The organism is Mycobacterium sp. D16Q16, assembly GCF_002013745.1.
Classification (GTDB): domain Bacteria; phylum Actinomycetota; class Actinomycetes; order Mycobacteriales; family Mycobacteriaceae; genus Mycobacterium.
In genome coordinates this window covers 110,144-121,744 of record NZ_MAEY01000013.1, presented here as the reverse complement: position 1 = coordinate 121,744, position 11,601 = coordinate 110,144, and the positions used below count along the sequence as shown (strand labels likewise).

Below are 11,601 nucleotides of genomic sequence, written 5' to 3'. Positions count from 1 at the left end.
CAGTCAGGGTACTGGACCGGCACCACGAGCCCCGGACAGCGACATCCGCCCCGCGTGGAACGTACCCGTCAGGGTTCGCAGGTACGGATCCGGTCGCGATTGGCTCACGATTTGATTTCGTCCCTCTAGTCACACCAGTAACTCTGGTTACCATCGAAAGCGTCGGTTCCGGTGCCGATCCGCCGATCCGACACCCAACGGGAAATCCCGTGAAAGAACACGCAAAACCGCAGTACACCATAAGTGATCGACCCGATATTGAGGAGACTTCCGTGCCTAATCGTCGCCGCCGCCGGCTTTCGACAGCCTTGAGCTCGGTCGCCGCGCTGGCCGTTGCAAGTCCGTTTGCCATCGCCCTCGCGACCAACATGACCCAGGCCGCCGCGCCCGCACCTTCACAGCAGGAATTCGTGCAGGCCGCGATCGTGTCGGACCTCCCCGGCGAGCTCATGGGCGCAGTTCAACAGATGACGTCACAGTTCGGCGTGCAGATCCCCGGGCTTTCCGGTCTCAACATCCCCGGCCTGGGTGGTGGCGGGCTCGGTAGCCTCGGCGGCGCCAACCCGGCGCTCGCCCCCGGCGGTCTCACCACGCCGGGCGGTCTGACCAGCCCGTCCACGTCGCTGACGAACCCCGCTCTGACCAACCCCGGCCTCACCAGCCCGGGCGGAGCCACCACGCCGAGCCTTACCGATCCGGCGCTGACCAACCCCGGCCTGACCAACCCGGCCGCCCCGGCGAGCACCGCGGGACTCACTCCCGCGACGGGCGTGAACCCGGCGCTGACCGATCCGGCCGCAGGCACCGCGGGTCTGACTTCCCCCGCTGGCGAGGTCCCGATCACGCCAAACCCCGCACTGGGCACCGGCCTGACCAACCCGGCACTTGCCGACCCCTCGCTGGCGGGCCTCGGTACGCCCAGCGGACTCGGCGGCGGCAGCGGACTCGGTGGCGGCAGCAGCCTGATCAGCGACGCGATGGGGGCCGTCAACCAGCTGGGCATCACCCAGGCGGTTGACCTCATCAAGGGCGCCATCCCGGCGGCCGCCTCCGCGGCGGCTCCGGCGCCGGCCGGCTAGGCCCGACACACAAGCTAGATAGCGAAACGGCACCGCAGGGCATAGAGGCTCTGCGGTGTCGTTGCGTGTGACCAACCCGCCAAATATCAAGATCGACATTTGACGCGTGTCGAATCACTAGTCACATTTGTCCCATACGTAACATCCCTGGTGGTCGTGTCGCTCCTTGCGGCGCGTCCGGTGTGATCCAGGAGAGACGACGTGCCAGTACGAGTCAGCAAGATGCCCATGAGACGGCAGCTTGCGCTGGCTCTTGCCGCGACCGCGACGGTCATGACCGTCAGCGTGGTCGATCACCTCAAGACCGAGCAGGCCGAAGAGACCGCCATCACCACGCAGTCCTTGCAGAATGCCGCGACGCACGACGTGCTGACCGCCGAGGTCGGACTACCCGGCCAGAACACACCGGCCACCGTGCACGACATTCAGCAGGCCGACTCCTTCAGCCTTATCGCCGTCCGTGGTGAGGACCTGGCCTCCGTGAACGTTTCTGTGCGGGCACAACAAGCCGACGGCGGCTGGGGGCAGTGGTACGAACTCCACCCCGTTGAGTCGGGCGATCCGGTGGCCCCAGACAAGGGAATCCCCGCAGCGACCGAACCGGTATTTGTCGGCACCACTCATTCCGCCCAGATTGCGGTGCAACCCCGGTACGGCGCCAACGTGAAGCCCCCGCCCGCCGACGGTGGCCGGACATCGGCCGCCCCCGGTTTGGGTTACCGGCCCGCGAGCATCGAGCAGCCCTTGACCACCGGACTCGATGCCATCCTGATCAGCCCCAAGCTGGCGCCCCCCGATGGAGCACGGTTCGAAGAGCGCTGGTCGGCACCGATAGCGCTGCCCCAAGCGGGCCCGCGGATCATCACGCGCGCCCAATGGGGCGCCAACGAATCAGACCGCTGCCCACCGGTTTACAACAGAGACGTGCGCGCGGGAGTGGTCCACCACACCGCCGGAAGCAACAACTACTCGCCCTACGATTCCGCCGCCATCATCCGGGCGATCTACGCGTATCACACCAAAACTCTCAAGTGGTGCGACATCGCCTACAACGTGCTGGTGGATAAGTACGGGCAGATCTTCGAGGGCCGCTTCGGCGGTATCACCAACAACGTGCAGGGCGCACACACCGGCGGATTCAACGAGCACAGCTGGGGCCTCGCGCTGATCGGTGACTTCACTCGCGACGAGCCCTCCCCCGCAATGCTGCAATCCGCAGGCCGCATGCTGGGTTGGCGCCTGCGGCTCGCCGGCGTGGATCCGCGCGGACAAGTGGACCTGACCTCGGAGGGCGGCCCCTTCACCACCGTGCCCGGAGGAAAAGTCGTCACGCTGCCAACGATTTTCACGCACCGTGACGTCGGAAACACCGAATGCCCAGGTGAAGCCGCCTACCGATTGATCCCCCGGCTGCGCGATATCGCGGCCGGCGCCGCCAACGGAGACCCGCCGGATCTCGTCGACGCGATGCGCGGCGGCGCCATCTACGACACCTGGATGCGGCTGGGCAGTACCGACAGCACGCTGGGCGCACCCACATCCACGGAACAACAGGCCGCCGGCGACGCCCGCTTCGCCACCTTCCGCAACGGGGCGATGTACTTCTCGCCCGGCACCGGCACCTACCCTGTCGTCGGGGCGATCTACCACGCCTGGGCCGAAACAAATTTCGAGCGTGGGCCGTTGGGGCTTCCTGTGAGCGACGAGCTGGGCGAGCCGAACATCATCGTGCAGAACTTCCAGAACGGATCCCTAATCTACGACCGGGCCAGCGGACGGGTGTCGAGTGTGATCAACGGGGAGACCCGCGAGGTACTCGGGGTGGCACCGGTGGCACAGAACGCCTTGCCCGAACAGTTCTCAGCCCCTGCCGCGCCCGCCGCACCGCCACCCCCCGCACCGGCGCCGCCTCCCCCGCCGCCACCGGTCGAACAGTTCGCACCCGCCGCCTAACGCGTCATCGGAAGCGACAGCACGAACGTAACCGCCTCAGCCCCACCAACGTTCGAGAACCTTGGCCACCCCATCATCGTCGTTGGTGGCCGTGATCTCGTCGGCGGCTGCGCGCGCCTCCGGGTGCGCGTTACCCATCGCCACCCCGTGCCCGGCCCAGCGGAGCATGGCCACGTCATTGGGCATATCGCCAAAGGCGATGACCGATTCCGGCTGCACCCCAGCCTGATCCGCTACCACGGCGATTCCGCTGGCCTTGCTGATTCCGGTGGGCATCACCTCGATGAGCCCGTTATCGGTGGAGTAGGTGATGGCCGCTCCCGCCTCGGTCACCAGCGGCGCGAGGATCTCAGCCATCTCCGAGCTACGCGCTCCGGCCTTGCGCACCAGCAGCTTCACCGCTGGAAAGCTCAGCAGGTCCTCCAGAGACACCTCGGTGTTGTCGGGGTTCAGCCAGGCATGCTCGTATCCGGGAGAACTGACGAATTGCGGTGTCGCGGCATCGTGTGCGCTGCGACCGACCCGCTCCACCGCGAGGCCCACCCCGGGGATGGCGGCTTGCGCAACCTCCGCCAGCACGGCAAGCTCCGCCGGGCCCAGCGTGGCCGCCGAGATGATCCGGTCACTGTCCGCGTCGTACAGAACGGATCCATTGGCGCACACCGAGATCGGCGCGAAGCCGAGAGCCTCGACGATCGGGGTGATCCAACGGGGCGGACGCCCGGTGGCGAGGATGAACGTGGCACCCGATCCGACCGCGGCGGTGATGACCGCGCGAGTGCGCGCCGACAGCAGCTCGTCGGAATCGATCAGCGTCCCGTCCACGTCGGACGCGATAAGGGTGGGAGGAGTCACGGGCAGCCCGGCCCCGTCTTCTTCTGGGCCCTCTTCCGGGCGCGTTCTGCCAATTCCGCCTCCTCGAGCACAGCGGCTTCCTCCAGGGTGGGGGCGCTACCGCCCAGGCGCCTGGGCAGCCAGTACGCGCCCGGTTCCTTCGGGTAGTCCCGCTGCGCCTGGGTCAGCAGCTGCTCCATGGCGTCATGCAACTCGGCCGTCGTGCGATCGACATCCGGGGAAGCCGCCAGCGGCCGACCGACGGCGACATTGACAGGAATTTTACTGTGCCCCAGGTCTTTTGGATGATCCTTGGTCCAGATGCGCTGCGCACCCCAGACGATGAGCGGAACGATCGGCACGCCGGCCTCATGAGCCATCCGGGCGGCGCCGCTCTTGAACTCCTTGAGCTCGAAGCTACGGCTGATGGTGGCCTCCGGGTACACCCCGACGATCTCGCCGCTACGCAGGCTGTCCACCGCCGCCTCGTAGGCGCCGTGGCCCGCGCTGCGGTCGACGGGAATCGCCTTGGCATGTTTGATCAGGAAGTTCATGATGGGCACCTCCTGCATCTCTGCCTTGAGCATGAACCGCAGCCGCCGACCGGCGCGGACCGTCGCCAAACCCGCCGGAAGAAAGTCGACGTAACTGGTGTGGTTGATCGCGATCACCGCACCACCGCCGGACGGGACCTGCTCCAGACCTCGATATCTGATCACGGTCCCCGTGAGGAAGACCGCCGTATTGGCTGTGATTTCGAGGAGTCGGTAAACCGGTTCCATCTAGCTGTCTTTCTGGGCCTGCTTTTCTGCCTCGCGAGCGGCGCGTTGTGCCTTGCGCTCGGCAGCGTCCTGGGCATCCCACTGCGCGGCCTCGGCCAAGGTCGGCGCGGACCCACCCAGCCGATGCGGCACCCAGTACTCTCCTGCCGGATGCTGGCCGTAGTCGTCCTGCACCTCCAGCAGCAGGTGCTGCATGCGTGCGTGCAGAAGCGCGGTGAGCTCCGAAACCGGCAGCGTCGGCTCGATAGGTGCGCCCACCGCGATAGAGATCGGCGTATTGGTGCGACCGAGATTCTTGGGATGCCCCTTGGTCCAAATGCGCTGCGCACCCCAGACGACATGCGGAACGATCGGCACACCTGCCTCGATGGCCATGCGCGCCGCCCCTGACTTGAATTCCTTGATCTCAAAGCTGCGGCTGATGGTCGCCTCCGGGTACACCCCCACCAGTTCACCGGCCTTGAGCTTGTCGACTGCCTCGGCGTACGACGCGGCACCGTCCACGCGGTCGACCGAGATATGCCGGCAGCCCCGCATGATGGGGCCGGTGATCTTGTTGTCGAAGGTTTCCTTCTTAGCCATGAACCGCACCTTGCGCCCCTTTTTCTGAAGGAACGCCGGCAGCCCGGCGAAGGTGAAATCCATGTATCCGGTGTGATTGATCGCCACAACCGCCCCGCCTTCAGTCGGCAGGTTCTCGACACCCGTAACGGTGAATTTCAGGCCTTGAATGGCCCAGACGGTACGGGCAAGCCCAATCACCGTTCCATAAACAGGCTCCACGTGACGAGCCTAGCGCTGGTGGTCCACCCGATGCACTCGATACCCGTCTAACGCTGCACGAGACCGCCACCGTCGGCCACGATCACCTGACCCGTGATGAACGAGCCCGCGTCCGACAACAGCAGGAGCGCCGGTCCGATCATCTCGTCGGTGGACGCCAGGCGCCCCATGAAGGACTGCGCGGCCATGGCGTCGATGACCTCCTGCGGGTTCTGCTGCAGCATGTAGGTATCGACAGTGCCGGGCGCCAGCGCGTTCACCCGGATGCCCCGCCCGGTGTACTCGGCGGCCATCGACCGGGTGAAGGACATGAGCGTGGCCTTCATGGCCGCGTACATCGACAACATCGGCACGTACTGAAAAGCGGCCACCGACACCACGTTGAGCACCGAGGCATGCTCACTGGCAGTGAGATGCGGCAACGCCGCCTGCACCAGGAATACCGGACCGCGCACATTGACGTCGAACGACTTGCCCAGCGCCTCAGGCGTGTAGCTGCCCATGGGCTGCGCGACCGGGTTGGCAGCCGCGTTGACCACGATGTCGACGCCGCCGTACTCGTCGACCGTGCTCGCGACCAAACCGTCGATATCACTCAGGTCACCCATGTGGGCGGGCACACCGAGCGCCCGATACCCCTTGTCCTGAAGCTCCTTCGCCGCGGTAGTACAGGCATCGGCCTTGCGGCTGGACACCACCACCGATGCCCCGCAGGCACCGAGAGCCTCGGCTATTGCGTACCCGATCCCGCGGGTCCCACCGGTAACAATCGCGGTACGTCCCGACAAGTCGTAGAGCGCCCGGAAGTCATTGAGGTTCACGCCCGGCACGCTACCCGTCGCCCGATGACGGGCAGACTGGAACGGTGACGATTCCGATCGAGCCGGTGACCATTCCCGAGATCGTGTCCCATATAGCAGCGGGACAGCCGATACTCCCGGTGTGGGACAACGAAATTGGCGGCCACACGTTTCAGATCGGCGACGGGCCAGGCCGTGAATTCATCAAGGTGTCGGAGCCTCATCCGGCGATTGACCTGCGTGTCGAGGCTGAAAAGCTCGCCTGGGCAGGCCACTACACCACGGTTCCCGTGGTCCTGGGCGTCGACACCGGCGGTCCGCTGCATTGGCTGCACACCGCCGGTGTCGACGGCAACAGCGCGGTGGTGCCCCGCTGGATCAACGACCCCGGGCCCGCAGTGCGCGCCATCGGTTCCGGGCTGCGCGCGCTGCATGACCGGCTGCCCGCGGACGACTGCCCCTACAGCTGGGCGGTGGCCGATCGAGTGGCCCGTCTCGTCAATCCCGAGGGGCTGACGCACCACCCGCCGATCGATCGCCTGGTGGTGTGTCACGGTGACGCGTGTGCGCCCAACACTCTCGTGGATGACGCCGGGAACTGTTGTGGCCATGTCGATTTCGGCGATATGGGAGTTGCCGATCGCTGGGCGGACCTTGCGGTGGCCAGCTGGTCATTGGAATGGAACTACGGTGCGGGCTGGGACGCCACTTTCTTCGAGGCGTACGGCGTCACGGAGGACTCTGAGCGCATGGCCTACTACCGGCGCCTATGGAACTCCGAAGATTAACCCTGCCTAGAGGCAGCGGACCGGCGGATTTCCGTAACCTGGATCGCATGCGTCTCTCGACCCGCCGGGCCTTGATACTGATTGCACTCGTCGCGACCCTGGTGGTGGCGGCGGGCGGCGCCGTCGGTTTCTACCGTTCCCGCACCGCTAGCCCGGAATTTCCCGTGGTCGACACCTCCGCGCTATCCCCCGGGCGTGCCGCCGTGGTGCGGATTCTCGGGCAGGAGTACGAGACGCAGGCCGGGATGGCCAAGTACTCCGACGGCAACGACGAGCCGTGGTGCGCCGACTTCACCAGTTGGGTGATGCGCGAGTCCGGCAAGCCGTTCTCCAACCCAAACTCCGGGAACTGGCGCATCCCCGGGGTGCTGACATTGACCGCATACCTCAAGGACGAGAGGCGTTACGAGACCCCCGACTACAGCCCGAAGCCCGGCGACATGGTGCTGTATGACGAACCGAGCCCGAAGGGCCAGCATGTCAACATCGTCCTGATCAACGACAACGGCACCCTCACCACGGTCGGTGGCGGCGAGGGCAGGGGAGTCGGGATGTCGACCTATGTGGCCGCCGAAGACTCGGGGATCACCGGGTACGGACGTTACGAATGATCACCGCGCCACCGATCGCAACATCGTGGGGTTATCGGCGCGCTGCAGGTGGCGCAGGAACTGCGACATCGCGGGTGAGACGGCCGAGTCCGCACGTCGGATGAACAGCGTCTCGACTCGGGCCCGTGTCGGCGTCAACTGGTGCATCCGCAACAGCGAGGCCCGCTGCGAAGCGGAAACGACCCCGACGGGAAGCAGTGTCACACCCATATCGGCCGCGACGCATCCGAGAATTCCTTCCAGACTGCCGAACTCAAGAACCTGCGGGTCCGCGACATCGTGGTCGGCGAAGATCTCGTGCAGCCGGTCGCGGTAGGCGCAGCCGTTGCGGAAGACGAGTATTCGCGTCGACGTGTCGAAGACTTCCCGGCTGTCGGCATGACGTTGGGCGGTGACCAGCACCAGCTCTTCCACAAAGGCCAAATCCGTTACAAGAGAACTATTCTCGATGGGTCCGCAGACAAATCCGCCATCCAGTCGATGGTCGTTCACCATGGCGGTCAACTCGGCCGTGGTGCCCGTGGTAAGCGTGAAGTCGACCCGCGGGCAGTCAGCGGCATACGCGGCCAGGATGCCGGGCAGGCGCAGGCCCGCCGTGGTCTCCATGGCTCCGATCGCCAGCGTCCCGGTGGGTTCGGCCTCATCGCCGACTACCTGAGCGGCTTCCCTCAGCAGTGCCGTGATTCGTTCGGCATACGGCAGAAAGGCTTCCCCCGCGTTGGTCAGGGTCACTCCACGCGCATGCCGACGAAACAGCTCGACACCGAGTTCGTCTTCCAGCGCCTTGATGTGGGTGCTGACGTTCGACTGCACGGTGTGGAGCTGCTTCGACGCATGGGAGATACCACCGGCCTCGGCGACCGCGAGGAAATGCGTGATGTCACTGAGCTCCATACCCGGAGTCAATCACGCGTTCGCAACGGCCGGAACCGCCAGTTCGCCGGTGACGTATTGCGCCTGGCCGAAGCCGAAAGACCAATCCTGGGGTCCGTTTTCGCTGATCGCCGCGAATAGATCCGCGCCTGCCACGCCCACGGCGGCCAGCTTGGCGGCCAGTGAGGCGAAGACCTTCTGTTTGGTCTCCGTCGTCCGGCCCGCTTGGGTGAAGATATGCACGATCACCAGCTGGGCCGATCGGCGAAATCCCAGCCCCGCATCCTCGGCGATGATATCCGTCGAGGCGTGCGCGGTAATGATCTGGAATCGGTCTCGCACAGGGATTTTCAAGACCTCTACTAGGGCCTCGTGCACCGCGCCGGCGATGGCGCGCTGCTGTTCTCGCGTCCGATCCGAGGTCACGTCGATACGCACTAATGGCATGGGTTGACTCCTTGGTGTATCGGGTTGATAGCGGCGGCCTGGGCCACCATGGAATGGATGATGTCGGCGGCACTCTCGACACTCCGTATCTGACCAATGCCCTCACCGACAATCAGATTCGCAACGGTGTAATCCTCACCGGCCAAACCTTTCTGGTAATCGATACGGGCCCGGTCAAGATGTCTGATGAGCTCGGCCTCGTGGTCATGCCACGTGTTGACGAAGTCATTGCGCAACACCCTGCCGCTGTACGCAGGCGGCCAACTCTTGCCGCGCACAATGTCGTAGACATGTTGGCGGATGGTGTCATCGCCACCGGCCTGAAGGGCATATCGCTGGGCGGCTGCAGAGATCGCCGCTTCCTGCGCGGCCAGAAAGCGCGTCCCGACCAATGCTCCGTCGGCACCCAGGGCCAGCGCGGCAGCCAGGCCGCGACCATCGGCCACCCCGCCGGCGGCCAAAACCAGCACCTGAGACGCATTTTTTGCGACGACGTCCACAATCTCGGGCACCAGGGTGAATGTTGATCGTTGTCCGGCCCCGTGTCCGCCCGCTTCTCCCCCTTGAGCCGCGATGACGTCGGCGCCCACCGCGATGGCCCGGGAAGCCTGCTCGATGTTGTGGACCTGGCAGATCAGAGGCACCCCGGCGGCCCGGATCCGGGGCGCATAGGGCGCGGGGTCGCCGAACGACAGGAAGATCGCCGCGGGATTCTGTGCCAACACTAAATCAAGGACATGCTCGTTGCCGTTCAGGGTCCAGGTGATGAACCCGCATCCCACGGCGCCGCGCGCCCGTTCGAACTGTTGGCGAATCCACGTCTCGTTCGCGTAGCCGCCGCCGAGTAGGCCCAACCCACCCGCCGCGCCGACGGCGCTCGCGAGGCGCGCATCGGCGACACCATCCATCGGCGCCAGGACCACCGGATGCTCGATGCCGAAGTGGTGGGTCAACCGAGTTTTCAAGGTCATGTCTCAACCGTAGATTCGTGAGAAACCCCAGGTCCAACGGTTTCTCACGATAGGAGTGTTCTGTTTTTCAGAACGATCTAGAGATTACATCCCTTGCCTTGAGAAGGCTGCGTCCCGATACCATCGAGGAGTGATCCTGCGCCAGATCGCGATCAATCGTGAAAAGCAGCCCGATGCTTGGTATTTGGACATTCCGTCGATTGCGCAGATCGCGGCGAAGCCCCTACAGCTGACCACCGGCGTCACCGTGATCGTCGGAGAGAACGGGTCGGGCAAGTCCACCTTCCTGGAGGCGGTGGCCTCCTCGTGGCGGTCGCGACTGCCCTACGCCGTCACTCATTGGGGCGCTCCCGGCGGAACCGAGGACACCGACCTGCACCGGGCCGTCTCCTTCGACGCCGAGCACCCGCGCCCCGGCGGGGGTTGCTTCCTGCGGGCCGAGGCGATGCACCAGCTGTTCACGGCGGTAGACCAACGCACCCCGGAACAGATCTTCGACGGCAGACTCAACGAGCGCTCCCATGGGGAGTCCTTCCTGGCGTACCTTGCCGAACGGGACATGGAACGCGGGCTGTTCATCCTCGACGAGCCCGAGGCCGCGCTGTCCTTCACCTCATCCCTGCAGTTGATGGCGATGCTCGACGGCGAGATCTCCGCCGGATCTCAGGTCATCATGGCTACCCACTCACCTGTACTGGCGGCCTTCCCCGGCGCCACCATTCTGGAGTTCGGGGAAGACGGTGTACAGCAACGAGACTGGGAGGATCTGGCGATGGTGGGGCACTGGCGACGCTTTCTTGCCGATCCACGCGTCTATCTGCGGCACTTGTTCGAGACCGAATGATGCAACGGGACATGCGCTGTGCGGTACTGGGCGCCGCCTGCGCGATCGGATTCAGTCCTGTTGCGGCGGCGCTGACTGTGGTCGCATACCGGTTTCCGGTGCCGATGACGGGTTACGTCAGCGGTCCAGCCAATATCTGGGCAGCGATGTTCGGCGCCGTTTTCTACTTGGTGCTGGGCGGTTTCGCCGTCATCGGCGGCTTCGGAGCCGGAGCCGGGCTGTTGGCGGAACGGCTACGACCACACCACGCAGTGCCCTACACGGTCGGCGCCTCGTTCGTCGTCGCGCTATTGGGCGCGCTATCCCTTGCCCTGTTGGAACACGTCGTCGGGGTCTGGTGACCGATCGACCAGCGCTGCCATCCGGCGGGTGAGGCCTTCGAGGATCTTGGCGGCCTCGGCAAGAGTGCGCTGCTCCTCGGGCGGCAACGTACTCAGCCACGGATCTAGAACGCTCTGCCGCTCGGCACGCATCGCAACAAGGGCCTCACGTCCCACCATGGTCAGCTTGATGCGCTGCGCTCGCTTGTCGGCGGGATCGACCCACCGCTCGACATACCCGACATCCTGGAGCCGCTTTAATTGCACGGTCATAGTGGGCTGGCTGCAGTGGTCAGCCTGCGCCAGGTCCGAGATCCGCGCGTCCTCCATCTCCCCGACGAGTGCCAGTAGTCGCGCCTGCCCGGTAGGTACAGGCAGCTCAGCCTGGCTGGACACCCAGCGGTTGAGCCGCGCGATCACGGTCAGTACGTCGGCGGTGAGGCCATCGGTGGTGGACACAGGCCGATTTTACGTAGCATCCCTATGCAAGGGGATTTTGATGCATTTTCCAGCGTC

General features: G+C 65.3%; 14 protein-coding genes. 6 read left to right on the top strand and 8 right to left on the bottom strand.

Annotation, left to right across the window (positions count from 1 at the left end; all coding sequences use genetic code 11):
- The first annotated feature begins 272 nt into the window (after nucleotides 1-272).
- Nucleotides 273-1,079, top strand: coding sequence for a hypothetical protein (locus B4394_RS13910; protein WP_078311346.1), 807 nt, complete (start codon nucleotides 273-275; stop codon nucleotides 1,077-1,079).
- 201 nt (nucleotides 1,080-1,280) lie between these two features.
- A complete protein-coding gene (locus B4394_RS13905; RefSeq protein WP_078315347.1) occupies nucleotides 1,281-3,032 on the top strand; it encodes an N-acetylmuramoyl-L-alanine amidase in 1,752 nt (583 codons plus the stop codon).
- 36 nt (nucleotides 3,033-3,068) lie between these two features.
- On the opposite strand, the gene B4394_RS13900 is transcribed toward B4394_RS13905, so the two are convergent.
- The 4 genes from B4394_RS13900 to B4394_RS13885 are packed head-to-tail and all read right to left on the bottom strand — an operon-like array spanning nucleotide 3,069 to nucleotide 6,252.
- Nucleotides 3,069-3,887 carry an HAD family hydrolase gene (locus B4394_RS13900; RefSeq protein ID WP_078315346.1) on the bottom strand — a complete coding sequence of 273 codons (819 nt, stop codon included), beginning with the start codon at nucleotides 3,885-3,887 and terminating at the stop codon, nucleotides 3,069-3,071.
- On the bottom strand, nucleotides 3,884-4,648 hold the full coding sequence (locus tag B4394_RS13895) for a lysophospholipid acyltransferase family protein (protein WP_078315345.1): 765 nt from the start codon (nucleotides 4,646-4,648) through the stop codon (nucleotides 3,884-3,886). The genes B4394_RS13900 and B4394_RS13895 overlap by 4 nt, the downstream gene beginning before the upstream one ends.
- A complete protein-coding gene (locus B4394_RS13890; protein WP_078290740.1) occupies nucleotides 4,649-5,431 on the bottom strand; it encodes a lysophospholipid acyltransferase family protein in 783 nt (260 codons plus the stop codon).
- 47 nt (nucleotides 5,432-5,478) lie between these two features.
- Nucleotides 5,479-6,252, bottom strand: a complete 774-nt coding sequence (locus tag B4394_RS13885; protein WP_078315344.1) for an SDR family NAD(P)-dependent oxidoreductase — start codon at nucleotides 6,250-6,252, stop codon at nucleotides 5,479-5,481.
- Nucleotides 6,253-6,296: 44 nt separating this feature from the next.
- Here B4394_RS13885 and B4394_RS13880 point away from each other — a divergent pair, with 44 nt between their 5' ends.
- Both B4394_RS13880 and B4394_RS13875 read left to right on the top strand, forming a co-directional pair.
- Nucleotides 6,297-7,019 carry an aminoglycoside 3'-phosphotransferase gene (locus tag B4394_RS13880; protein ID WP_078315343.1) on the top strand — a complete coding sequence of 241 codons (723 nt, stop codon included), beginning with the start codon at nucleotides 6,297-6,299 and terminating at the stop codon, nucleotides 7,017-7,019.
- 47 nt (nucleotides 7,020-7,066) lie between these two features.
- Nucleotides 7,067-7,630, top strand: coding sequence for a CHAP domain-containing protein (locus B4394_RS13875; RefSeq protein ID WP_078315342.1), 564 nt, complete (start codon nucleotides 7,067-7,069; stop codon nucleotides 7,628-7,630).
- Here B4394_RS13875 and B4394_RS13870 read toward each other — a convergent pair whose 3' ends face one another.
- Genes B4394_RS13870 through B4394_RS13860 form a run of 3 tightly spaced genes read right to left on the bottom strand, consistent with a single transcriptional unit; the run spans nucleotide 7,631 to nucleotide 9,921 of the window.
- Complete coding sequence (locus B4394_RS13870) at nucleotides 7,631-8,524, bottom strand: LysR substrate-binding domain-containing protein (protein ID WP_078311361.1); 894 nt, start codon at nucleotides 8,522-8,524, stop codon at nucleotides 7,631-7,633.
- Between the two features lie 12 nt (nucleotides 8,525-8,536).
- Nucleotides 8,537-8,950: a tautomerase family protein gene (locus B4394_RS13865; RefSeq protein WP_078315341.1), complete on the bottom strand. Its 414-nt coding sequence runs from the start codon at nucleotides 8,948-8,950 to the stop codon at nucleotides 8,537-8,539.
- The gene (locus tag B4394_RS13860; protein WP_078315340.1) at nucleotides 8,941-9,921 is read right to left on the bottom strand and encodes an NAD(P)H-dependent flavin oxidoreductase; all 981 of its coding nucleotides are present in this window, start codon (nucleotides 9,919-9,921) and stop codon (nucleotides 8,941-8,943) included. Before B4394_RS13860 ends, B4394_RS13865 begins: the two co-directional genes overlap by 10 nt.
- 130 nt (nucleotides 9,922-10,051) lie before the next feature.
- Here B4394_RS13860 and B4394_RS13855 point away from each other — a divergent pair, with 130 nt between their 5' ends.
- Together B4394_RS13855 and B4394_RS13850 are read left to right on the top strand one after the other, a co-directional pair.
- Nucleotides 10,052-10,765, top strand: a complete 714-nt coding sequence (locus B4394_RS13855; RefSeq protein WP_078311364.1) for an AAA family ATPase — start codon at nucleotides 10,052-10,054, stop codon at nucleotides 10,763-10,765.
- The gene (locus tag B4394_RS13850) at nucleotides 10,762-11,106 is read left to right on the top strand and encodes a hypothetical protein (protein ID WP_139360184.1); all 345 of its coding nucleotides are present in this window, start codon (nucleotides 10,762-10,764) and stop codon (nucleotides 11,104-11,106) included. The genes B4394_RS13855 and B4394_RS13850 overlap by 4 nt, the downstream gene beginning before the upstream one ends.
- On the opposite strand, the gene B4394_RS13845 is transcribed toward B4394_RS13850, so the two are convergent.
- Entirely contained in the window at nucleotides 11,065-11,544 is a 480-nt protein-coding gene (locus B4394_RS13845; protein WP_078315338.1) for a MarR family winged helix-turn-helix transcriptional regulator, read from the bottom strand. The genes B4394_RS13850 and B4394_RS13845 overlap by 42 nt on opposite strands.
- Nucleotides 11,545-11,601: the final 57 nt, after the last annotated feature.